The organism is Trichococcus palustris, from assembly GCF_900114465.1.
GTDB lineage: Bacteria > Bacillota > Bacilli > Lactobacillales > Aerococcaceae > Trichococcus > Trichococcus palustris.
In genome coordinates this window covers 151,660-176,297 of the sequence record NZ_FOTD01000004.1, presented here as the reverse complement: position 1 = coordinate 176,297, position 24,638 = coordinate 151,660, and the positions used below count along the sequence as shown (strand labels likewise).

At 49.2% G+C, this 24,638-nt stretch carries 21 protein-coding genes; 6 read left to right on the top strand and 15 right to left on the bottom strand.

The window, feature by feature from the left end; all coding sequences use genetic code 11:
- Positions 1–47: 47 nt before the first annotated feature.
- The 4 genes from BM101_RS04440 (at position 48) to BM101_RS04425 (ending at position 2,264) form a co-directional block, all read left to right on the top strand.
- A complete protein-coding gene (locus BM101_RS04440) occupies positions 48–254 on the top strand; it encodes a DUF1659 domain-containing protein (protein ID WP_087033665.1) in 207 nt (68 codons plus the stop codon).
- Positions 255–326: 72 nt separating this feature from the next.
- Positions 327–560, top strand: a complete 234-nt coding sequence (locus tag BM101_RS04435) for a DUF2922 domain-containing protein (protein ID WP_087033664.1) — start codon at positions 327–329, stop codon at positions 558–560.
- A gap of 89 nt (positions 561–649) precedes the next feature.
- The gene (locus tag BM101_RS04430; RefSeq protein WP_087033663.1) at positions 650–1,363 is read left to right on the top strand and encodes a LysM peptidoglycan-binding domain-containing protein; all 714 of its coding nucleotides are present in this window, start codon (positions 650–652) and stop codon (positions 1,361–1,363) included.
- A 520-nt stretch (positions 1,364–1,883) separates the two neighbouring features.
- Positions 1,884–2,264, top strand: a complete 381-nt coding sequence (locus BM101_RS04425) for a hypothetical protein (protein WP_087033662.1) — start codon at positions 1,884–1,886, stop codon at positions 2,262–2,264.
- A 567-nt stretch (positions 2,265–2,831) separates the two neighbouring features.
- Here BM101_RS04425 and BM101_RS04420 read toward each other — a convergent pair.
- From BM101_RS04420 to BM101_RS04405, 4 genes are all read right to left on the bottom strand, one after another.
- Positions 2,832–3,086 (bottom strand): hypothetical protein, encoded by a 255-nt coding sequence (locus BM101_RS04420; protein ID WP_087033661.1) that lies wholly within the window; start codon positions 3,084–3,086, stop codon positions 2,832–2,834.
- 112 nt (positions 3,087–3,198) lie between these two features.
- Positions 3,199–3,819: an RloB family protein gene (locus BM101_RS04415; protein ID WP_087033660.1), complete on the bottom strand. Its 621-nt coding sequence runs from the start codon at positions 3,817–3,819 to the stop codon at positions 3,199–3,201.
- The gene (locus BM101_RS04410) at positions 3,809–5,038 is read right to left on the bottom strand and encodes an AAA family ATPase (protein ID WP_087033659.1); all 1,230 of its coding nucleotides are present in this window, start codon (positions 5,036–5,038) and stop codon (positions 3,809–3,811) included. Before BM101_RS04410 ends, BM101_RS04415 begins: the two co-directional genes overlap by 11 nt.
- Before the next feature lie 171 nt (positions 5,039–5,209).
- Complete coding sequence (locus BM101_RS04405) at positions 5,210–5,833, bottom strand: YdcF family protein (RefSeq protein ID WP_087033658.1); 624 nt, start codon at positions 5,831–5,833, stop codon at positions 5,210–5,212.
- Positions 5,834–6,021: 188 nt separating this feature from the next.
- Here BM101_RS04405 and BM101_RS04400 point away from each other — a divergent pair, with 188 nt between their 5' ends.
- Entirely contained in the window at positions 6,022–6,783 is a 762-nt protein-coding gene (locus tag BM101_RS04400) for a glucose 1-dehydrogenase (RefSeq protein WP_087033657.1), read from the top strand.
- Positions 6,784–7,140: 357 nt separating this feature from the next.
- Here BM101_RS04400 and BM101_RS04395 read toward each other — a convergent pair whose 3' ends face one another.
- A complete protein-coding gene (locus BM101_RS04395; protein ID WP_087033656.1) occupies positions 7,141–8,106 on the bottom strand; it encodes a glycosyltransferase family 2 protein in 966 nt (321 codons plus the stop codon).
- A gap of 290 nt (positions 8,107–8,396) precedes the next feature.
- Here BM101_RS04395 and BM101_RS04390 point away from each other — a divergent pair, with 290 nt between their 5' ends.
- A complete protein-coding gene (locus BM101_RS04390; RefSeq protein ID WP_087033655.1) occupies positions 8,397–9,023 on the top strand; it encodes an FMN-dependent NADH-azoreductase in 627 nt (208 codons plus the stop codon).
- Between the two features lie 65 nt (positions 9,024–9,088).
- Here the strand turns inward: BM101_RS04390 and BM101_RS04385 are convergent, their stop codons facing one another.
- From BM101_RS04385 to BM101_RS14235, 10 genes are all read right to left on the bottom strand, one after another.
- On the bottom strand, positions 9,089–12,013 hold the full coding sequence (locus BM101_RS04385; RefSeq protein WP_087033654.1) for a GW dipeptide domain-containing protein: 2,925 nt from the start codon (positions 12,011–12,013) through the stop codon (positions 9,089–9,091).
- Between the two features lie 250 nt (positions 12,014–12,263).
- Positions 12,264–15,638 (bottom strand): GW dipeptide domain-containing protein, encoded by a 3,375-nt coding sequence (locus tag BM101_RS04380; RefSeq protein ID WP_087033653.1) that lies wholly within the window; start codon positions 15,636–15,638, stop codon positions 12,264–12,266.
- A gap of 201 nt (positions 15,639–15,839) precedes the next feature.
- Positions 15,840–16,892 carry an EpsG family protein gene (locus BM101_RS04375; protein ID WP_087033652.1) on the bottom strand — a complete coding sequence of 351 codons (1,053 nt, stop codon included), beginning with the start codon at positions 16,890–16,892 and terminating at the stop codon, positions 15,840–15,842.
- Between the two features lie 19 nt (positions 16,893–16,911).
- On the bottom strand, positions 16,912–17,970 hold the full coding sequence (locus BM101_RS04370) for a hypothetical protein (protein WP_087033651.1): 1,059 nt from the start codon (positions 17,968–17,970) through the stop codon (positions 16,912–16,914).
- Positions 17,967–19,073: a glycosyltransferase family 1 protein gene (locus tag BM101_RS04365; RefSeq protein ID WP_245825796.1), complete on the bottom strand. Its 1,107-nt coding sequence runs from the start codon at positions 19,071–19,073 to the stop codon at positions 17,967–17,969. The genes BM101_RS04370 and BM101_RS04365 overlap by 4 nt, the downstream gene beginning before the upstream one ends.
- Before the next feature lie 22 nt (positions 19,074–19,095).
- Positions 19,096–20,139: a glycosyltransferase family 2 protein gene (locus tag BM101_RS04360; protein WP_087033650.1), complete on the bottom strand. Its 1,044-nt coding sequence runs from the start codon at positions 20,137–20,139 to the stop codon at positions 19,096–19,098.
- 248 nt (positions 20,140–20,387) lie between these two features.
- Positions 20,388–21,269 (bottom strand): UTP--glucose-1-phosphate uridylyltransferase GalU, encoded by an 882-nt coding sequence (gene galU / locus BM101_RS04355; RefSeq protein WP_087033649.1) that lies wholly within the window; start codon positions 21,267–21,269, stop codon positions 20,388–20,390.
- 263 nt (positions 21,270–21,532) lie between these two features.
- Positions 21,533–22,549 (bottom strand): UDP-glucose 4-epimerase GalE, encoded by a 1,017-nt coding sequence (gene galE / locus BM101_RS04350; protein ID WP_087033648.1) that lies wholly within the window; start codon positions 22,547–22,549, stop codon positions 21,533–21,535.
- A gap of 65 nt (positions 22,550–22,614) precedes the next feature.
- Entirely contained in the window at positions 22,615–23,709 is a 1,095-nt protein-coding gene (locus tag BM101_RS04345) for an LCP family glycopolymer transferase (RefSeq protein WP_177194375.1), read from the bottom strand.
- Positions 23,710–24,346: 637 nt separating this feature from the next.
- Positions 24,347–24,638, bottom strand: a 292-nt coding sequence (locus tag BM101_RS14235) for a hypothetical protein (RefSeq protein ID WP_218149878.1), incomplete at its 5' end; no start/stop codon positions are given.

The following is a 24,638-nucleotide window of genomic DNA, read 5'->3' as shown; positions in this document are numbered from 1 at the left end:
GTAAGCAGTCATGACACTTACAAAACAAGAAAACGGAGGAATGCCAAATGGTTAAGCAATACGAAGAAGGAAACATCGAGTTATATTTCAATGATTTTGAGAACGAAAAGGAAGTCAAACAGTCGTTCTCGAACCTGAAAGCGGACATCACCCCTGAGCAAGTGCAAACATTCCAGACAGCGGTGGCCGGTTTGGTCGACATGCCTGCAGCCTACGCCGTCGTGGTCGAAAAGAACCGCTACAGCATCGCCTAATCGCAATAGTCAAACGAACCGTAACCCAGTCCCTTTATATCCCAAAACAGATGAATCATAGGAGGAAAAACAATGAATACGACAGTGACATTAGAATTGAAATTCGGTACAGCCGACGGGAAGACACGCAGCCTATCCGTTAAAAATCCAAAGAGCGGTTTGACGGCCGCTGAACTGCAGCCCGCAATGGCATCCATCATCGGCTTGAACGTTTTTGAAGTGAAAGGCGTGAATCCTTATGCGGCAGTGAACAGCGCACGCTATGTAGAACGTACGATCACAGACGTCATCACGGACGCCAAATAAAAGACCCTAACGATTAAGATTTCATCAACGAAAAGCAGCCGCTCGGGCGTGATCCCGGGCGGTATTTTTTTACACATAGGAGGAAAAATATGGCCTACACTATCGAACAAAGAATCTTTGCCATCCACCAAAATCAGCTGAGCGCCGGCAATCTGATCATCGCCCATGAATCCGGAAACCCGAACAACGTCGGGGAGAACAGCCTGGAAAATGAAATCAGCTACATGCAAAGGAACTGGCAAAATGCCTTCGTCTCCCATTGGGTCGGTGGCGGCGGCCGGATCGTCCAAATCGCCCAGACCGGGAAAGTTCAATGGGGAGTCGGACCGAAGGCGAACGGCTATGCCTACGCCCAAGTGGAGCTGGCCCGCACAAACAAGAAAGAGACCTTCGCGAAGGATTACCTGGCCTATGTCTGGCTGCTGCAGCAATTGGCCAGTGAGGCAGACATCCCTTGCACATTGAATACCGGCGCTTCCGTACATGACTTGGGCATCAAGACCCATTCGTGGGTGTCCAAAAACATCGGCGGCACCACCCACACCGATCCGGATGGCTACCTTGCCGGCTGGGGCATCTCGCTTGCCCAATTCAAGAAAGATGTGGAATCTGGCTTTTCAGCTCTCCCTGCTACCGCCTCTCGGCAGACCGGAACCTATCTCCTGCACCGTGTCGTCAAAGGCGACACCCTCTGGTCGTTGGCCCGCAAGCATGGCACAACGATCAACGCCCTGAAGCAATGGAACCAGACTCAGTCGGATGTCATCGTTATCGGACAGCTGCTGAAAGTGAAGAAATTATAAAATGGGAAAAGCGGTCCAAGCCCGCTCTGCCTCGAATAAGGAAACACTGTGACCTTGACGGTCAAGTACTCTGATGTCACAGTACGACATCAGAGGGCCTCACTGCGAGGTATTTTTGATAGTCTGATGACAGGACTAAGCGATTGAAATCGCAAGAGTCATGACAATTTAGGAAATCTGGCCCTGAATGAGCATACCGCGCAATTGCTGAGAGACTTCCTGCGTCAGCAGGTTAGTCGAACAGTATGTCTTGGCTCGTTAGAGCCAAGAGGACCCTACATCTTCCTTCCGAGAGGCAGTCTTGGACCGCTAGACATCATGTGATGGCGCGAAACAGATTGGGAACCTTTAAAAAACCTTCAGTGATGCGCTCTTTATATTAAAAAATTTTATAATTCCTAGCAAATGAGAAAACGGACAGGGAGCGCAGCTGATGTTGCGCTCCCTGTCCGTTTCGCTGTTTCTTGCCGAAATTATTCTGGTATAATAAGAATGATTCCAAATGCGAAAGGAAATTCCCATGCAAAAAATAAAACCACTGACATACTATCTGCTTTTCTTTGCGGTCCTGCACCTGGTTGTGCCGGCTATTCCTTTTTTGATGGAGGACGGTGCAACCGCAACCTTAACATTATGGACGATGATCTTCCCGTTGGCAGCCATCGTGGTGACAGCGTTCTACACCTACCGCAACGGTTTTTCCGGCTACTATCTGTTGCTCCAGCCCGCCCTATTCCTGTTGAGTAGCCTGGTCTACCCATTGCCGACGCGCATGGACGATGCCACGGGCGGAATGATTACCCTGTCGCCCTTCATGTATGCACTCTTCTATCTGATCTGCAGCGTTTTTGCCGCCACTTCCGGCACCTATTTCCATAAAACGTTCCGCAAGAAAAGCTGAACGGGTTCGTTCAGCCCTGAGTGAGGAAACACTGTGACCTGAACGGTCAAGTTGCTGAGAGACTAGCGATTTCAATCGCTTAGTCGAACTGTATGTCTTGAATCGTAAGATTCAAGAGGTTCCTTCATTCGTCACAATGCGACATCAGAGGGCCTCACTGCGAGGCATTTTGGATAGTCTGATAACAGGATTAAGCGATTGAAATCGCAAGAGCCATGACAATTTAGGAAATCTGGCCGGTAGCAACGCTCCTTGCAGTCGCCTTGTACTGGTAGTCTAAGGAATGAATTCCTAAGACTACCATTCAAATGAGCATCGTAGAGCGCAATTGCTGAGAGACTTCCAAAAATAAAGGAATCAACGTGACCGTACCGGTCAGTTGTATCATGTTTCTAAGTCATCAAAGATGACAAGAGGTTCCTTCATCCCTTTTCCGAAGGGCTAACCCGTGAAGCTAGCCAACTTTTTTAATGCGTGAAACATTTCGAAAAGCCCGTTATGCAGCCAAATGCATGACGGGTTTTTTCAGCAGCGTTGTGTTGACCGGTTATTCATAGCTCTCGCGGATCAATAGAATCTGCGGTTATAATGGAATTCCCCGATATTCAGGTCCAGGAATTCTTGAAAAATGGCTGTCTGCGTTTCGACCGGTTCCTCTTTCAGTTCTTCGCAAAGCCTTTGGCAAGCTGTATAGAACGCAGTTGCCTCTTCCTCAGTCCGGAAAAAATAATCCTCTGCAATCCCCTCTCCTTCAACAAAATGAAGGACAACGCCTTTTCCGTCTTCCATGAAGTCCATACCCAAAAATGATGTCGTAAACATGATATTCCTCTTTTCCATCCAATGATGTCTTTTCTATAAGTCTGCCCTGCTTGAATAGTACTTACATGGGTAATATACGCACACCATTTTAGAAACTTTTTTTATTTTCAAATTATTTTCGCAAATGTTTATTCAGTTCCTCCACCAGCATAAAAACGGTCGTCGAAGGGTTGTCCCGGGCCGGCGAAGGGGAACGTCCCTTGTATAGTTGCTTAGCATTTGCGATTGCATTCGGCTGACGGGATTTCAAGATTTCGTACATATGCGGATTATTCTTCTTGTAGAAGAATCCCAGCCGCCGCGACAGCATATCCGGGTAATGGAAACGGGAAACAGCTTTCCGGACCAACTCGAAATGCAGCAAATACCAAAGTTCGAACGACTCGTTGCTGTAGGCGGCACGGTAGCCTTCGCGATGATGCGTTTCGCAGAAATAGACCGCTTCATTGAAGCTGTCCCGGGAAAAGGAATCCTTGTCGAACACCAGCCAAATTTCGTCGTATTCATCCGGGCGGTCCTCCACGATATCCCGCGCATAGTTGATCAGGGACATTGTGTTCATGCCCGTCCCCACTATTTCTACCTGAGCGGAAATGACATGGAAACTGCGGAAATAATTCGGTTCCGTCTTCGTCCCTTCGCACAGAATGAGGAATGTCTTCTCCGGCCGCCTCGTTCCGATTGGCCGCCGGAAATCCATTTTGCGCTTATGTTCTCTTCGCCTATTGTTCATCGTCGACCCACCAATCTACCGGACGGACAAAGGGGATGGCCCCGTATTTTCCGTTCAAATAATTGCGGAAAAATTCAAAACTGTTCTTCCGTTCTTCATCATCGAAACGATATTCGACCAACGAAGTCAAATGACTCGCGCTGTAGGAATCCTTTTCCACGAACCAGACCTGATCGCGCCGGAACAGACTGCTGGACAGGTTGGTGATGTCATGCGTCGAATAGACCAGCTGTGCCCCTTTATCATTGTAATGGCCAGAAAAAAGCTCCAGGACATATCTTGTCATCAGTGTATGGAATTGCGTATCCATCTCGTCCACCATCAACAGCCCGCCTTTTTCCAGCGCCTCGATGATGGGTCCGGCCAGGGACAACAATTTTACCGTCCCGGCGGATTCCGTGTCCTGGAAGCGGAACCTTTCGCAGTACGCTTCCGCTTCGCCTTCTTCATTCCGCCTCATTTTCACCACAAAGAAAGCCACTTCGATTTTTCCGGTACTCGGATGGTTGATTTCATGCACGACGATATCCTGTATCGAAGGATCTGCCACCTGCACCAACGTCAACAGATTGTGCCTGTATTTCTCCAGATGCATCCTCGCTATCGAAGGCGACAGACCGATTTTGGAAGTATCCAAAATGATGCGCATATCCGTGAACCACTTCAAAAACGATTGCAATACCGGGTGCACAGCCGTCAACGGGCTGTGCAGGAGCGAGGACAAGGCCAAACGGTTGGCTTCCAAAGGGATGTCCTTGAAGAGAGCTGTCCATTCCCCACCGATGATTTCGCCGTCTTGATTGCGGATGAAAAAATCCTTTTCTTCCTCCCCTTCCCCATACAGGAACTCTTCCGTAACCCGCTCCCGATTGACAAAAAAGCCGTAGCGGTAGATTTTCCCGGACAACAGAAAGCTCACCTCCAACAGGGTGTCTTCCTTTTCCTTGCGGGCATCCAGATGGAAGGGTTCGATTTTGCCGATCCACTCCTTTGCCGTACCGTTCTGAAGTAGGATGCCTTCCTGGACCAGCTTCATGGCTTTCAATAAATTACTTTTCCCGCTGGCGTTCGCTCCGTAGATCGTCGCCAATTTAGTGACCGCAAGATTGTCCTTCCCGAAAACCGATTCCGGATGTTCCGCAATCGGGCTGGCCACCATCGAAAAAGTGGCTTCATCCAGGAAGGAAAAAAAATTTTCCACAACAATTTCTACGAGCATTTTAAACGCCTCCTATACCGGAATTATAGCACCATCGCGGCCTTTCTTCTAAAAATAGGCGTCAAGCAAACAAAGATTCCAAAAGTTTATCCAAATGTTACTCAGGGAGCATATTTGTCTTCAAAATAGTCAGATTTGCGCAAAAAAGACGCCCTGCGAAAGGGCGCCATCCTATAGATCGATGAAGTGATACAGGCCGAACCAATAGCCCAATGTTTTGAATATTTCACGGACTGCCAAATAGCGTCCTGTTTCGGTTTCTATCCAGGGTTTCCCCTCAGGACCGCCGGCGGAAACGTAGGTGAAGGTGATGCCCTTCCCGGCGGCCGCCTTATCATAGCTGAATTTCACCCGGTTCATATGGTAATCGCTGGAGACGACGATGGCGGTTTTATATCCGTATTCCTCCATCATGGCCACCGAATTGACGGCATTTGTCCAGGTGCTGGTTGCCCTGTATTCCGGCAGGATGTCCTCATCCTGAAAGATCGGCTCACCGGAGAGTTGCATCTCTTCGGGATCATATGGCGTGATCAGGACTTTCCCGGATAAAGAATAGCCTTCGTCCAACAGTTCCGCTGCCTTCAACGGCCGCTCTATGCCGCCTTCCGGCAAAATGATGATGTCGGAAACGGCCGGGGACTGGTTGACATCCAGGTGCAACAGGATATAAAAGATGACAGCCAAAAACAACAACATCGCCACCAAGATACTATTCAGCAGTTTCATCGTACTCCTGGTCGAAGCGTCCGTTTTGAAATAGCTGATTTCCTTGTCGAATGTAAACTTTGCCACGGTAGTTCCCCCTCACACGTCACTTTGGGTATTATGTTCCTTCTATTCTACACGATAAACGGGATTCCATCATTTTTCACGAACGGTGCAAGCTTATTATACAGCAAATAATCTTCCATACATTGCCTTTGCAAACGCATACATGCTATACTGTATCTATCAATTCTACTATAGATGGAGGAATTATCATGAGACTAGAAAATAAAGTTGCTGTTGTAACCGGTGGCGCATCCGGCATGGGTGAAGCAATTTGTCACCTGTTTGCCAAGGAAGGCGCTAAAGTGGTCGTCGCCGATTACAATCTTGATGGCGCGGAAAAAGTCGCCAATGACATCAATGTACTATTCCCGAATGCGGCGATCTTCCTGAAAGCTGACGTTTCCGTTGAAGCAGACAACAATGCGATGATCGATACGGCTGTCGATATGTTCGGGCATTTGGATATCCTCGTGAACAATGCGGGTATCATGGATGGCTTCGAACCGGTAGGCGACATCAAGAACGCCCGCTGGGAACACGTCTTTGCCGTGAACGTCAACGGACCCATGTACGCTTCCCGTAAAGCCGTTGCCATTTTCTTGGAACAAGGCTTCGGCAACATCATCAATATCGCTTCCATCGGTGGCTTGAACGGCGGTCGTGCCGGCGTAGCCTATACGGCATCCAAACATGCCATCATCGGTTTGACGAAAAATACAGCCTTCATGTATGCGAAAAAAGGCATCCGCTGCAATGCCATTGCACCGGGAGCCATCGCAACCAACATCGGCCAATCGATGACAGAGTTGGATAAATTTGGCCAAGAAACAACCGGCGTCGGCATGCCCCTCATTCCGAGCTACGGTTCCTCCAAACAAATTGCGGGCGCCGCCCTCTTCCTGGCATCCGATGATGCCAGCTATGTGAATGGAGCCATCCTCACCGTCGACGGCGGCTGGACGAGTTATTAAAATAAGAAAAGCGGGACAAGCCCGCCCTGCTTCGAAAGAAATTTAGGAAATCTGACAGGTAGCAACGCTCCTTGCAGTCGCCTTGTACTGGTTAGTCTAAGGAATGAATTCCTAAGACTACCATGCAAATGAGCATCGTAGAGCGCAATTGCTGAGAGACTTCCTGCGTCAGCAGGTTAGTCGAACCGTATGTCTTGGCTCGCAGAGCCAAGAGGACCCTTCATCTTTATTCCGAGAGGCAGGCTTGGACCGCTAGACATTATGTGATGGCAGGAAAACGATAAAAAGCGGGATAAAAGAAAAGGAAGGCGCGAGCATATCATTCGCGCCTTCCTTTTCTTTTATCATTTAAACCGTCTATTCCTTGGATTGCAGCTCGGCTCTTGTATCCCGATCCGTTTCCTTCAGGATGTAGAGTGGCCTGCGTTTCGTTTCCATGAACGTCTTGCTCAGATACTTGCCCAGTATCCCCAGACACAGCAGCTGCAGACCGCCCATCCCCAGAATGATGACGATCAAAGAGGTCCAGCCGGAAGTCGCATTGCCGAATACCAGCGTCCGGATGGCGAAGAAAATCGCTGCCAGAACCGCCAGAAGAAAGGTGCCGAACCCGATGAAGGAAGCAATCCCCAACGGCGCATCGGAAAAAGCAACGATGCCATCCAGCGAGTATTTGAACAGCCCCCAAAAGGACCAGGTTGTTTTGCCGGCGATACGTTCCTTATTTTCGAATTCCAAATATTTCGTATGGAAACCCACCCAACTGAAAATGCCTTTCGAGAAGCGATTGTATTCCGTTATTTCGAGGACCGCATCCACCATTTGACGGGTCATCAAACGGAAATCCCGGGCGCCATCCACTATCTCCGTATCCGAGATATGATTGATCAACCTATAAAACTGCTTTGCAAAAAAGGAGCGGATAGGCGGTTCCCCATTGCGGTCCACCCGTTTGGTGCCGATGCAATCGTACTCCCCCGTCCGAATCAGGCCATACATTGCGGGAAGCAATGCCGGTGGATCCTGCAAGTCCGCATCCATCACGGCGATATAGTTTCCCTTTGCGTGCTGCAAGCCCGCATATAAGGCCGCCTCTTTCCCGAAATTGCGGGAGAAGGACAAAAACCGCACATGCTCATCCTGTTCGGACAATCCCTTCACTATTTTTAACGTATCGTCTTTCGAACCATCGTTCACAAAAAGCCATTCAAATCCGACAGACGGCATCTGCTGGCTGATCGCTGAAATTTCCTTGTAAAAAATCGGAAGCATTTCTTCTTCGTTGTAGCAAGGGATGATGATTGAAATGAGATCATTTGCCATATGCGTCCACCTCTCTACATATCGTTATTCTCAAATCACTGTACATCTATCCTAACACACTTGACCAGCGTTGTTCAGCCTATTTGGGGAACTTGTCGTTCGGGGACGAACAAGGCTTCTATTCAACCGGAAACCCACTCCAGTCAATTCAAATTACTCGGATTCAAAATATTTTACTTAAAACGAGCTTTTTTTAGTACGGATTCAAGATAATGTGCTATAATAAAGTAAGCTGAGGGACAAAACCTTGTCCCATCAGCATAAAATCGAACTTATCGGAGGAACGACAAATGAACGTATTAGTAGTTAAAGGAAACAACAGACCCGCAGAAGAAGCTATTTCAACAAAAATGTTTGAAACATTCGTTGCTGCTGCGAAAGAAAATACAGCAGTGAACGTAACAACTTACAACGTCTTCTCAGAAGATATGCCTTACTTAGGGCAAGACTTATTCGGCGCTTACGGAAAAATGGCTGCCGGCGAAGAATTGACGGACATCGAAAACCGTCTATTGGCTGCTAAACAAAAAGCAATGGACGCTGTCACTGCAGCTGATGTCATCGTGTTCGCATTCCCATTATGGAACTTGACGATTCCTGCTAAATTGCAAACATTTATCGACTACATCTTTGCAGCAGGCTTTGCTTTCAAATATGACGAAACCGGCACAATGGTTGCTTTGATGCCTGAAAAGAAAGTCATCCTATTGAACGCTCGCGGCGGATACTACTCGACTCCTGAAATGTCTGCAATGGATATGGGCGTTAACTACATGCGCAACGTATTTGCTGGCGTATTCGGAATGGAAATCATCGGCGAAGTCATCATCGAAGGCCACGCGGCTGCACCAGATCAAGCTGCAACTATCATCGAAGAAGGTCTTGCTAAAGTTACCGAATTAGCAAAATCTCTATAATTTGCTCTGAACAATGAATAAAAACCAGGAAGCGCATTTCGGCGCTCTTCCTGGTTTTTTTGACTTTATTTGTTGAAGCTCCGCTTATCAACCCAGCCGATCGTTTTGCCGTCGACCGCAATCAACGCATAGGCACCGTTTGCGGTCTCCCGGATCACCTGAACCGGCTTATTCAAGTAAGAACTGGTCAATGACACCAGCGTGAACCCTGTCGTACCCCACGGCAAACTATCGATCGAATACCCGCTCGACTGGATCGTTGCCGCGTAATTCGCTGCCACGGTGCCGAACGCCGTCAAGGCCCGATTGTCGATCCAGCCCAACGTCTGTCCGTCTTTTTGCACGAGCTTATAGAGCCCGTCACTCGTCTCCGCGATGATTTTCACGCAATTCCCGAGCTGTTCATTGCTGCTGCCGACCGTTTGGAAACCAGCCGTTCCCCATGGCAGACTGTCGATCGAATAGCTCTGTCTGGAGATGCCGGCGTAATAGTCTGCTTGCTTCACATTGTTGAATACCCGTTTGTCGACCCAGCCAAGCCGCTGCCCGTCGATGGTTATTTCCGCATAGGCTCCGTTCGCCGTTTCCCGCAGAACGGTCGCAATTTTACCAAAATAAACGGAGGCATCCGCAACCTTGACGAATCCCGGTTCTCCCCATGGCAGGCTATCGACCGAATAATTGCCGGCCATGATCGGCAGACTATAGCTCACTGCCTTGGTCGTAAACGTCTGCAGACCTCTGTTGTCGATCCAGCCCAACCCTTTGCCGTTGATCGAAATATAGGCGTATTGGCCATTTGCTGTTTTCCTGGTGACAAGTACTTCTTTACCATAGTAATTTGCGGACGTATCAAGGTACGCATAGCCGACTTCCCCCCAAGGTTGGCTGTCGATCGAATAGTTGGTTCCGGAAACGATGGCATAATAATAGGCATTCACGGATCCAAAGCTCTCGAAGGCTTTGTAGTCAACCCACCCCAAGGCAGCACCGTTGTACGCGATGCAAAGATAGGCTTCATCGGCTGATTTGCCGATGACTGATACGGTTTTGCCCACATAGGCACTGCTCCAGTCGAGGGTGCGGTAGCCGCTCGTCCCCCATGGTAGGCTGTCGATCGAATAATTCCCTTTTTGGATGGTTGCCGTATAGCTCTCAAAAGCGGCATTGAAGGCCTTTTTATCGATCCAGCCTTTCAGCACCCCATCGATGGCTATTTCGGCATAGGCTCCGTTCGCCGTTTCGCGGACGACGGTCGCCACTTTCCCGTAGTAGGTGGCTGAGTCCCCAAGCTTGACGCAGCCGGGTTCGCCCCACGGCAGGCTGTCGATTGAATAGCCTCCGTTCATGATCGGCAGGCTGTAGTTCGTGGAAACCGTAGCGAATCTTTTCAAGGCAGCGCTGTCGATCCAGCCCAAATCCTTCCCGTCGATGGAAATGTAAGAATACTGGCTATCCGCAGTCTGCCGCGATACATGGACTTCCATCCCGTAATAGGCTGAGGAAGAAGCCACATATTCATAGCCGGTCGTCCCCCACGGCAGGCTGTCAATCGAATAACCATTCCCGGCTACGATGGCGCTGTAGTCAGCAGCCACGGTTTTCGGCCCATCGAACTTCGTCAAGCTGTAGGCGCTGATGATGCTGTTCAACTTGAGGTAATAGGAAGAATCGGTCGCATAACGGCCGGTCAGATAGAGGGTGGCATCCTTATAGCTGGTCGTGTTCTCGATCCAGGTTCCCTTGTAGTAATTCGGGTCCCAGCTCACGCCAGTGCGCAATTTTTCAGCATAGTCCACCATCGATTCCTGGTAGGAAGGATAGAGTCGGAAGAAAGCATCGATCCAGATGATCGATCCGTCGCTCTGCTCTTCCCATGTCCTCATCACGATGGAGTTACCTTCATAGGAACCCTTTATTCCAAAAAGATTGTTGCCGACAGTTCCCAGTTTGCTGGTCCCGTAAGCCGATTCTAAAGAAGCCTGCGCAACCATGACGGATGCGTATAGGTTATAATCAACCCCGATATCGGTCGCATATTGCCCGAGATAATTGACGAATGCGGCATTGTCGGCAAAGGTGCGCGTTTCCTTGTCGATTTCCGCATAGGCATTCGTCCCGTTCACGCTCAAGAGCTGTCCGACAACAATTTTATTGGCATCAACAAGGCTGTTCCATCTCACTAAACTGGCCACATCAGTCGCATAGTGGGTGGCGATGGATTGCAGGCTATCGCCGGACTGGACGTAATAATACCAAGACCCTTTCGCCTCCTGGACGGCAGCCGTTTCTACGCTCACGGCCGCAGCGGAAACGCTCATCGAGGGCGTTTCCGTCGCTATATTTCCTGCCGGCAGCTCTGTACTAGCATTGAGCGTTTCATCCGCCAAAGGATCGAGAATTACCGTTTCTGCAGCACCGGACGCTTCCGGTGCTGCAAGTGTTGGATCCGTTATTGGATCCGGCATGGCGACGTCCGCTGCAGGTTTGTCCGTTGCCGGGACGGTCCATTCGGTCTCCTCCAGGACAGTTGTCTTGTCCTGATTGCCGTAGACGACCGCCTTTATCTTCATGCCCGCAACGATTCCTGTCACCGGCAGTTTGAACAGGCCGGTCTCATCGACGGCCGTTTCCGCAAGGATGGTATCCTCCTTATAAAAAACGAGATAGCCATTCGGTAACGTAGAGCCGCTGATTTCTGTTGCTTCCGGCAACAGCGGATCCAAAACGGTCTGTTTGACGCCATCTTTCTCCGTTGCCGTGACGGCACCGGCAACCGGCATTTCTGCTGAGACGACGGGTTCGTCCGCCGCGCTGGGCGTATCCGTTGCTACGGCTGCAGCTGCAGCTCCGGTCGCCGTACTTTGTGGTTCCACTGTGTTGGTGTTTACTTCATCGGCAAATGCGTATTTATTTCCAAAAAGCAGGCTGGAAGCAGCCATGCTTGATAAAGCGATGCACGCCCTTAAATGTTTTTTTTGCACAATCATAAAATCCCTCCATCACCATCATCGATCAGATTATTTTCATTTCAAACCAACTTCATATTGCCGCAGCATCCCGGTCTGATTACGCCATCCCATAAATATTGCGCTACATTGATACAGTAAACGTTACCATTACGGCAAAAAAAAATCAATCCCATTATAGGAAGAAAACACAATCAGCAGATGATTGCATGAAAAAAAGACGGAGCCTTGGATTTACAGACCCCGTCTTTCCTATATTTTTTGCTTTCTATTATTTGAAGTAGCTGACGATGCCGCTCGTGATGGCTTTCGCCAAAATGGTTTGATAACTGTCACTCGTCAATTTCTGCAATTCAGTCGGTGAACTCATGTAGCCCAGTTCCAGCAACACTGCCGGTATATCCGTTTCACGCAGCACCGAGAAGGTTTCGCTTCTGATGCCGCGGTCGACAGCGCCGGTGCTGCCGACCACTGACTCATGGATGGCAGCGGCCAATTGCGCGCTTTCCAGAATCCGCGTAGGATCATTGTGCATCGCGGCATTGATCAACGATGGATAATTCGGATCATACTCATAATAATAGGTTTCGACACCCGTTACCGTTGTATTCGTTGGCATCGCATTGTGGTGGATGCTGACGAATATCTCCGCCGCGGAAGCATTCGCCGCGATAGACCGACTCAACAGACTGACGGTTTGATCCGTTGTGCGGGTCATGATGACCGTGTAACCCAAAGCTTCCAAATAGGTTTTCACTTCATTCGAAACTTCCAGGTTGAGGGTCTTTTCCAGTACCCCGCTGTAGGTTGCACCCGACTCGGTGCCGCCATGGCCTGGATCCAAATACACGACATGGTGGACTTCAAACGCACGTTTGTCGATCCAGCCCAATGCTTTTCCGCCAATCGTGATGAAGACATAGGATCCGTCCACCGAAATTTTCGATACGGTTGCCGTCTGGCCGACGTAATTGCTGGAGCTTGCGACCGAGTAGAATCCTTGGGTTCCCCAAGGCAACGAGTCGATGCTGTATCCGCCGTAGCCGATCGTCGCCGTATAAGATGTCGTCGTGCTGTAGAGTATCCTGCCGGCACGCGCGTCGACCCAACCGATTGGCTGGCCGTTGACTGCTACCCATCGTTGGGCGCCGTCCTGCGTCTGGCCGATCACTTCCAATTCCTTGCCGGCATAGGCACTGGCCGCAGCCAGATAGGCGGAGCCTTGCGTTCCCGTCGGCAAATTGGTGATGCTGTAGGAACCGTCCGTTATATACCAAGAATAGGCCGGCGCATCGAATCCGAAGGCGCGCTTGTCGATCCAGCCCAATGCCTGACCGTTCAAGGAGGCATAGAGGTAATTCCCGTCAGCCGTCTTCTTGGAGATATCGGCCTTCACCCCGACCAATGACGCAGTCGAGCCGATTGCCTTAAACCCATACTCGCCCCATGGCAGGGTATCGATTTCGAATTGCCCGCCGGAAATATAGGCGGAATAGGCTACCACTTGGACGTTCAGGGGCTTGATGGCCCGATTGTCGACCCAGCCCAATTCCTGACCGTTTTTGAAGAGCAAGGCGTAGAGGCCATTCTTGGTTGTGCCTTTGACCGTCAGCTCTGCCCCGATATAATCGCCCGAAGCGCCTACATAGGCAAAGCCCGGTGTGCCCCACGGCAAAGTATCGATCGAGTAGGAACCCGATTGGATCGTGGCGCTGTATTCCGTTCCGCTAAGCCCAAACGCACGCTTGTCGATCCAGCCAACGTTTTTCCCGTTGGCGTTGACATACTTATAGTTCCCGTCCAGGGATTCATAGAGGATGTCCACTTTCTTGCCAAGCTGGCTGGAGGTGTAGCCGATCAAAGCGAAGCCCGGTTCGCCCCACGGCAAGCTGTCGATTTCATAGCCGCCGCTTGTTATGTAGTCCGAATAGGAGACTTGCTTGACTTTCAGGTCTTTGACGGCCCGGTTATCGATCCAGCCCAAGTCCTTTCCGTCTTTGGAAATCAAAGCGTAGAGGCCGTTCTGGGTCGTCCCTTTGACCGTCACTTCGATGCCGGCATAATCACCCGCTGCACCGACATAAGCATAACCCGGCGTGCCCCACGGCAAAGTATCGATCGAATAAGTTCCTTGCAGGAAGCTTGTTTTCTCTGTCCCCGTCAAGCCGAATGCGCGCTTGTCGACCCAACCGATGGATTTGCCGCCTGAGCTGACGTACTTGTAGTTGCCGTCGAGTGATTCGTAAAGGACGTCCACTTGCTTGCCCAGCTGGCCGGATGTGTAACCGACCAAGGTGAAGTCCGGCGTGCCCCACGGCAGGCTGTCGATTTCGTAGCCGCCGCTCGTGATGTAGGCCGAATAGTTGACCGGCGTCGCCTTCATATTCGTGATGGCCCGGTTATCGATCCAACCCAGATCCTTTCCGTCTTTGGAAACCAAAGCATAGAGGCCGTTTTGGGTTGTCCCTTTGACCGTCACTTCGATGCCGGCATAATCGCCCGCTGCGCCGACATAAGCATAACCCGGCGTGCCCCACGGCAAGGTGTCGATCGAATAAGGCCCTTGCAGGAAGCTGACCTTTTCCGTTCCCGTCAGGCCGAATGCGCGCTTGTCGACCCAGCCGATGGCTTTGCCGTTTGAGCTGGCATATTTATAGTTGCCGTCCGCGGATTCAAAAGTAATGTCCACTTGCTTGCCGAGATGTGCGGATGTATAGCCGATTAAGGCATAACCCGGTTCGCCCCAAGGCAGGCTGTCGATTTCGTAGCCGCCGCTCGTGATGTAGGCCGAATAAGCAACCGCTTTTCGCTCTGCAGTCTTAAGCGCCTTCAAATCGACCCAGCCTAAGCCAGTCCCATTGCTCACGATGTAACCGTAGGCATGGTCAAGCGATTCTTTGGTCACTTGGACCACGCTGCCGATGTAATCACTCGATGTTGCCACCAACTGATAGCCGGGCACTCCCCATGGCAGGGTGTCGATACTGTAACCCACTTTATAGATTGTAGCCGTGTAGTTCACAGGAACGGAGGCGGGTTCCACCACGGTGCTGCTCAAAGCCGACGTCGGCACCGCTGCGGCCGGTTTCGTTTCGGCAATCGCTGCTTCCGTAGCTGCAGCTGTTAGATCGTACGTCTGAAGATTGTACTGTGCAATAAGTGCCGCTAGCTGTTGGGCAATCCCCGGAACTTTTACATAACTCTCCAGCAAGGCTGATTGGGTTTCACGGTCTGGCGCTGCATTCAGCGAATCTTTGGATGCGGAGTAGAACGTATCTGCAAAAATCCGGAAATCATCGGCCAGCGTCTGCTGTGTACCGCTCTGGCCAACAGCCGGCAGATAATTGCCCGTTTGTCCGCCCAATGTGGTTCCCCAGTCCGTATAGAGGATCGAGTACCCTATCAAGAGGGAAGCATCTATCGGGTTATTCTCCGTGGCCTTCTGGGCAGCATCCGCAATCAGTCCGATATACGCCACTGCTGCTGTTTGGTCCACGGCAGTCGGTTCTGTCCCCGTCGTCAGCGTACTGCTTCTCGCCGTTTCAGCCGCATATGCCACCGAAGCCAAGGGTTGCATGGCACTTACCAATTGCAAGATTGATGCCGAACAAGCCAAAAATAATGCCAGTTTTTTCTTTTTCTCCATCTATTCCCCTCCAATCTTAATGGTTACTTAATAAGTATACAACAACCATTCGCCCTCCTCTACAAAAAAAATATATCTTTATTGCAAAAGTCGATCCCGGGCCTCGCACCCTGTACGCCGGATCGGGCTTTGCCATGTCGGGTGCAAATGAAAAAAGCCTACACATCGCTGTATAGGCTTCCATTTAAGTTATTTCCCTGCTCAGTTCAGAAGGGTGTCATACGGGATGAAATGCACGTAATCCCCTGATAAGACGAAGATCAGCAGGAAGATGACGACCGTGAAACCCAGATAGAGCACCAAATTGACCAATTTGTTTTTGGTGAAATTCAGGATGAGATAAGGCGCAACGAACATCTCGTAGGTTGCAAAGGGCGAGCTCAATCTCCCGCCGACGGTCGCAAGGTTACCAAAGGCGATCAAACTAAGCGACGCCAAGAAATAAAGATTGTGGTAGGTCCGGTAAGTGCTGTCCTTCTTTATGCCGGTGAAAAGCAGTGCCCCGAAAAAGACGAGCAGTTGCATCCATAAGACCGGATTCATCAACCATTTTCCGCTTGTATAGGCGGGATTGGTGAAATACGGCGCGTATCTTTGCGGAATGGCCCATAGGTACAGGCTCGGGTTCTGAATGATGAGCCCGATTGTGAGCGCAAGCAGGAACAAAAAGGTCAGCTGCTTCCAGCTGCCATCATAGAGGTAGTTCTCGTAAAGATAGCCGACTATGAAGATGAGCGCCGTGATATGGAAAAGGGAGGCGACGAAGACAACCACCAAAAATTTGAACAGCTGCTTTTCTTTCATATACTTCACGGAGTACAACAGGATGATGCTGGCAATCGATCCCCTGATCTGCCCCATATCCCTGGCCAGGAAAAACCTGGAGAAGTAATAGAAAAGGATCAAGGAAGGATACGGCGCATTGCGATACAGGAAATTGATCAACAATCCCATGCTCAAAAATGCGAAAAACAGGATGAAGGCGTAGAAGTTCAAGCCCAGCTTCAGGAACAGATAGTTCAGCAGCAAATAGCCGGATTCTGCATCGATTTTCCCATTGAATACATCCTGGATGCCGGTCAGGTCATGAAAGAAGGAATAATAAGGCGCAAAGTCGTATCCCGAATAATAACGCAGGCCAGCCAACAGGGACAGCAGCCCCCCGCCAATCAGGACTACCTTTTTATTTCCGTAGATGACCTCCCCCACGGAAAGCAATAATAATGTAATGAACATAAAAACATAAAGTGTCATACGTTCTGCTCCTCCAATGCTATAGTAAGATGATTTTGATTGGAGTCGGATAATTTTCCAATTGAATCCGTTGAGTATTATACCAGCTCTTTGCTGTGATATTCTTTTGCGAAACGATGATGATTTCATCAAAGTTCAGTTGCGGATCTACCGCTGTGATGTCCTGTGCGAACACATATTTGTTCTCCGATGCGTCTTCGGCAATCAGAACGGCCTGCAGATCCGAAGGCAAGGCTTGTTCGGACAGGATCAATTTGCGGCCGACGGCGGGATATTGGATGCTGTGCGCCAGTTCATCTTTGTTGTCTCCCGCTGCAAGATGCGTCAGATCGATGAGGGTATCATCATCCGATTTCCTGTAGCTGAACACATCGGTGATCTCTTTTTTGAAGAACAATCTGGCGAAGGCGATCAGGATGCCCGCAACGATGGCTCCGATGCAAACGCCGATTCCCAATACAGCATAGGTCAGTGCGCCCGTACCAGTTTTTTCCTCCGTCGCTTCTGGACCGTGCTCGATTTCAACCTTATGCGGTTCTGAAAGCATGTAGATATTTTTGTTGTTCAAAAGCGGCAAAGTCTTTTCGCTGACTGTCGCATAAAGGATTTTGGCGATGGCCAAGTTCTTTTTGTAATCCCCGGTACTGACCGTGATGTGCATCGAATTATCACTGCCATCGGCACTGACGTCGAGCATGTATTTCAAAGGGATATCCCCCTTGATTGTTGGCACAATCTTTTCTTGCGCATCTATTTCAGAAGAGACTGCCGGTGACAGCAGCACCGATTCCAATAGGTTAGAATTTACAAAAGCACCGCCGTCGCTGTTCTCGACATAAAAGTCAAAGCGGACAGCTTGGTCCAATAATTGCGTGTATTCTTTTGAAGTGATGGTTTTCACTTCCAAGCCGGTAGCGGGATCGATTTTTTTGATTTCATCGACCTTTCCATTGCTGAACAGCGTATAAGCAATCCCCAATACATACAGGATAATGATGGCAATCGTGGTCGTCAGGATTGTTTTTTTGTTATCTTTTAAAAAGCCTTTCGTCTGCTTTGCAGTCGGTAAATTTATCACGCGGATTCCCCCTGGTCATCATATATTTTTTCGAGCGCATGCGCCGTCTTCACCATGTCGAATGCTTCCAGTTCAGGCTTCGGCGTATTGCCGGATGTTCCGCCCATGATGGCTGTTTCCCATTCCGCTAAAGGTGCGTCCAAGGCCACGAAGATGACGTTTTCGGAAAGGACCGTATCGTGCGAGACTTCCGTGGAAAGCACCATTTTGACATTGGCGGCCTGCGCTTCGACAGCGACGATCGGCAATCCTTCATATAAGGAAGGCAGCAAGAAAACATCCATCGTCTTCAGCAGCTCCGGTATGTCGTTCCGTTCGCCCAGGAACAGGACATGATCGGAAATGCCCAACTGCTCGGCACGTTCATGGATTTCCTGTTCCAGGCTGCCGGCCCCGACGGACAACAAGTATACGTTTTTGTGCGTCTGCAGGATGTGGGCGATGATTTCCAGCAACAGTCTATGGTTCTTTTGTTCCTCGAAGCGTCCGATGTGGCCGATGACAAAAGCATCCTGCGGCAAACCGAACGTTTCCAGCATCTCTGCCTTGGTGACGGCGACATTGCGGTAGCGCTGCAGATCGATGCCGTTCGGGATCATATGGAAAGCCTGTTTATCCCCGAAAAGACCGATGCCCGCTTCATTGGAGCAGGCCAGAAAATCCGTCGCATATTTCATCATCAAGTTGTTGAAGACCGGCCGGACGATGCTGTACGGGATTTTGTTGCCCTTCCCGTCCGAGGTGGCGTGGCTGTGTGCAATCCGCTTCGTGATGCCGGCTTTGGCCGCAAGCCACAAGTTCAGGCCGCCACCGAAAAAGATTTCATTGTGGACGATATCCACTTGGTTTTCTTTGAGCAGTTCGCTGACGCGGTTGATGTATTTCAACGGGTGTTTATTCGGGTTCGGCACAACAAAAATTTTCCCGCCCAATTGCGCTATCTCATCATGGTAAGGCCGCACATCCGCAAATTCTTCGTAGATCACAAAATCGAATTGATATTTTGTGCGGTCGATATTGCGGTAGGCGTTCATCATGAAGGTTTCAGCCCCGCCTCTTCCCATTCTGCCCTGGAAATGCAGGACTCTTTTTGGCTGATTCATTCGCTTAAACTCTCCCATCTGGTTAAAAATTCCCTTTTAATTTTTCGATCAGCTTCGGTGATGCGTTGCTGATCACGTACATCATGTATGATGCGGCATAGTTCAGGCTGATCGATTTCGTCTGGAACAAAAGCTTCATGACTTTCCGGATGCTTGTATCCGTCAAGCTGTTCGCCACCGCAAACTGCACCCGCGGATGATCCAGGATATTCTTGATGTACTGGCGTTTCTGTTTGAAATCAAGCGGACAGCTGTCGCTGTGCAACGGGATGATGCAGGACATCGTTCCCTTCAAAAACAGCGCGCTGAAGCCTTGCAGGTCTTTATCCGTTAGATCCAACAGCACATTGTAGAACTCCAAAAAGGTCTCGAACTTGTTGTCGAAATACTTGTTCGTCAGGCTGCTCTTCCCCTCGAAGGAATAATGATAAAGGATTTTGCTGGTAGTGACGACCTTGTTTGCATGGCGGTAGTAAGCCAGATTGAACAGGCGGTCCTCGCAGCTGCTGTACGGCGGGAAAGCGACCTGATTGGCATGGATGATATCCAGCCGATAGATTTTATTCCAGATGACGTACATCAATTGCTTGTTCATCAACGGGTAGAGGTTGTCCAGGAACGCTTCGTTCGTAGGATAAACGGCGTCAGCCGCGATGACCTGTTTTTCGGAAACGGTCTGCTGGTTGTCCAAAACCTTCAATTTATAGGAGGACACGATCAGATCGGGATCCTGCTCCGTGATGATCTGCTGGTATTGCTCCAATGTGTGCGACTCGATCGCATCATCCGCGTCCATCAAGAACAGGTATTGCCCCTTTGCCAGGCGGATGCCTTGGTTGCGCGCATTCCCCGGCCCGTTGTTCGGGATGGTGAGAAACGAAAAGCGGCTTTCTTTCTCCACAAATCCCCGCAACACGTCTGTGGTGTTGTCTTTCGAACCATCATTCACGATGATGACTTCATAATCGGCAAACGATTGCGCCACGATGCTCATCAGCGTCGTGCCGATGGTAGTGGCACAGTTATACGCAGGTATAACGATGCTGAAAAAAGGTCTGGTTTCCATTCTCTATCCTTCCTTGGCTTGAAAGCACGTTTTTTTGTTTTCGTTTGCGAGGCGTAGATGCGTTCCAAAAATCAGCCCACTATCGTTTCGCAAACACGATTGTATGGGGGCTAAACGCATTTCATCACACTCTTTTCTTAAACGTGTTCTGAATTGCAGGGGGTTCCGCCTAAGGGGTCTAGTCCGCATGGGCAAAACCGGCCCATTTACGGCTAGTCCTCTTAGTGCTCGCCCCCTACCGCAATTCATCACACTCTCTTGAGTTCTTTACCCAATGCGATGATGTAGTCATGCATATGTTCTTTGGTATCTTTATTTTCCAGGCCGAACTCGATGTTCGCAACCAATAAACCGTATTTATCCCCTACATCGTAACGTTTTCCGGTATATTCATAGGCAACCAAGGGATGGATTTTATTCAGCGATTCGATGGCATCGGTCAATTGGACTTCATTGCCCTCATCCGGTTCCTGGTTGCGCAGGATATCAAAAATTTCCGGCGTCAGCAAGTATCTGCCGATGATGGCCAGATTGCTCGGTGCTGTTTCCGGACTCGGTTTTTCGATGAAATGATTCACACTGTAGGTATGCTCCGATACTTGCTCTTTGATGTCGATGATGCCGTATCGGTTCGTCGCTTCGTTCTGGATACGCATGGTAGCCACGACGCCGCAATCCGTTTGGTTATAGGTATCTATCAATGATTTTGTCAAAGGAACCTCATTCGGCATGATGTCATCCCCCAACAGGACAACAAAGGGCTCGTTGCCGATGAAAGTCTCCGCTTGCAGAATCGCATCACCCAAACCGCGAGGATAGGCTTGGCGGACATAATGGATATGCGGCAAATTCGTTTTTTGGACCATCGCCAACATCTTATCTTTGCCTTTTTCTTTTAAATTTTCTTCCAGGGCAAAGTTCACATCGAAGTGATCTTCAATGGGGCTCTTCCCTTTCCCGGAAATGATGATGATCTCTTCAATGCCGGAAGCGATGGCTTCTTCCACGACATATTGAATACTGGGTGTATCGACAATCGGCATCATTTCTTTTGCCATAGCTTTTGTTGCTGGTAAAAAACGTGTGCCTAAACCTGCTGCCGGAATGACAGCTTTGCGTACTTTGCTCATTTGTCTACCTCTTTCATCTATAATAGTCCGTTCCATTATAACAAATAAACCGATAAAAAAAAACGAAGCTGAGACAAAAGTCGTTTTGTCCCGATCATAAGAGCCACTAGCGGAAATAACACAGTTTTCGCTAGTGGCTCCAGTGCCTTCCAAAAGGTATTTTGGTCCCCGCTTTAGAAGGGCTAGGCTGCCACTATGCAAAGAAGGTGGAACATAATCACGCTGAATGATTACATCCCACCTTGGTTTATATTTAGAGCAACTTATGCTTCTTCGTATCCGTTCGGATTGTTTTTTTGCCAGTTCCAGGAATCGCGGCACATGTCAGCCAACGTCTTTTTGGCCGTCCAACCCAATTCTTCGCGTGCTTTGGTTGCGTCTGCATAACAGGTCGCCACATCGCCGGGGCGTCTGTCGACGATGACGTAAGGAATTTCCACGCCGTTTGCTTCTTCGAAGTTGTGCACCAAATCCAATACGCTGTAGCCTGTGCCGGTACCCAAATTGTAGATGCCCACGCCGTTCGTATCTTGGACTTTCTCCAATGCCTTGATGTGGCCCAATGCCAAGTCAACGACGTGGATGTAGTCGCGCACGCCTGTGCCGTCCGGCGTGTCATAGTCGTTGCCGAAGACGCTCAAGCGCGGCAGTTTGCCGACAGCGACTTGCGTGATGTACGGCATCAAATTGTTTGGGATGCCGGTCGGATCTTCGCCGATCAGGCCGGATGCATGCGCACCGATCGGATTGAAGTAACGCAACAAAGCAATACTCCACTCTGCGTCGGAAACAGCCACGTCCTGCAGGATCTGTTCGATCATCACTTTGGTGTAGCCGTAAGGATTCGTTGCGCTGGTCGGCAGGTCCTCCGTCAAAGGCGACACGTTGTTCATACCGTAGACGGTCGCCGACGAGCTGAAGACGATTTTCTTGACGCCATGGTTGCGCATCACGTCGCACAAGACCAGCGAGCTGGTGATGTTGTTATGGTAATATTCGATCGGTTTGGAAACCGATTCGCCTACCGCCTTGAAGCCTGCAAAATGGATGACGGAATCGATGGCTTCCTTCGCGAAGACGGCATCCAATGCTTCCTTATCCAATACATCGACTTCATAAAAAGTCGGTGTTTTCCCCGTGATCGTTTGGATGCGGTTCAACACTTCCGGTTTGCTGTTCGAGTAGTTGTCCACGATGACCACTTCATAATCTGCGTTCAATAATTCCACAACTGTATGGCTGCCGATATAGCCGGCTCCGCCTGTAACTAAAACTGACATAAAATCCCTCTTTCCGAATGACTATAATTTGTCTTCCCTAAAATTCCTTTTGTTCCCTGATTGTCTTAATACGCATTGCTGTCTGCACTATCAGTCACAACGTTGCCGCCATTAGAAGAATCGGTTGTTCCAGTATCCGCGCTGCCATAGCCATACGTAGCATCAGCATCCGATAAATTCATATCCGCTTCCGTAACATGCGCCAAGCCCAATTGGTCGCGCAGCAAGTTGGAAACGCGCAATCTTTCTTCCGGGTTCACATAATAATAGTAGATTTCCTCAAAGTACGTATCTTCACCGGCAAGGGAAACTTGCGTGTAATTCTGGATGGAATCACTGTAGCCCTTTTGGATATCGATCAGGTCATTCAAGGAAAGATTCGTTTTCATATTTGATTCCACGGATTTCAGGATAGCTTGATAGTTTGAAATGCCGTCAAGACTAAGCAATTTATCCACGATTGCCTTTATGACCATCTGCTGTCTTTTTTCACGGCCAATGTCACCTTCGGGATCATCATAACGCATCCTTGCAAAAGCGAGAGCATCCCAGCCTTGCAGGGTAACTTTCTTGCCTTTTGTAAAGTAGGCATCGTTATAATCAAAAGTCAATGGGCTCGTGATTTCGATGCCGCCAAGGGCATCAACCAAATCGGCCAAGCCATACATATTTATATCGACATAATAATCGATCGGAATGTTCAGGAACTCCTGAATGGAATTCAGCGACATTTCGGTTCCGCCATAAGCGAAGGCATGTGTGATCTTGTCGTTGTATTCGCCGTATACGTCTGTTTGATAGCCTACCATCTCGGCATAGGAGTCGCGGGGAATGCTCACCAAGGTGGTTTCCTTTGTTTTGGGATTGATGGTGACGACGATGATCGTATCCGACCTGCCGCCCATTTCCTCCAAATCATCTCCATAGCTGTCGATTCCCAGTAAGGCAATGGTTATGGGCTCTGTTGCGGAAACGGAAACTTTATTATCCCGTTTATTCTGCGTTTCAACGCTATCATAGACCGTCTGAAGCGTGTTGCCTACGTCGCTGTATGCCTTCCATAAAAATCCTGCTCCAATCAAAAGCATGCCTAACAACGAAAATAAAATGATCCAATTTCTTTTTTTACTTTTTTTAGTAGAGCTTCTGGTTTCATTCATTATGGTGTTATCCTCTTTCTGTGCAACTGGACCAAATCGACCCCTATACCAACCGCACTTTTTCATCATTGTTCTAGTATAAATCAACATATGCAAATTAAAAAGACTAAATGCAAAACGTAACAAAAAAGTAAAACTTCGTGAAGCTCAATAACGTGCTAATTTATTGAAAAAAATCCAAAGCGGACAGCTCAGACATCCGCTATTCTTTCTCCTTTACGAGTGTTTGCCATTTTCCGGCGACCTCTCCTTTTTTCACAAGGATTTCCCAAATCACTGAAAGGATTCAACCATTCATTTCACAATCGCGTCACCTTATTTGTAAAACGCTTTCATTTGAATTATAATTAGTTCAGATATAGTTGTTACTTCAGCCAAACAAACTGGAAGGGGAGGAACATCATGTAGCATCGCATCGGAGTAGGAAACCGCATCAGTTTATTACCGGTCAGGGTTAAATTTTTTTCCTTTATTCAGGTTTAGCGTCTAAAGGAGGGCTAGATATGAAACAAAGGTTAATGTTGCTGGCCCCTCTCTTTTTGATGGTTACTTTATATAGTAATCCAATGGAAACTGTGGCAGCAACGGGTGAGTCTGTGGATACTTCTCAACCAATCGACACCAACACTACTCCCAATCAAGAAACCGCGGTCATAACAGCTGAAACTGTTGCTCCAGTCAGTACAACTCCTTTAATAACAGCACCCTCAACAAATAGCCTAGAAACTGCAACCACAGACACAACTCCACCTACTACCGATGTGACGGCGCCAGCTACATCAGCTACCGAACCGGCGGCTCCAACTGCAACGGCTAACGATACAATTACTCCAACTAATACGACTGCCGATCCGACTGTCCCTGCTACTACGGTTGTCGATCCGACTGTCCCTGCTGCTACGGTTGTCGATCCGACTGTCCCTGCTGCT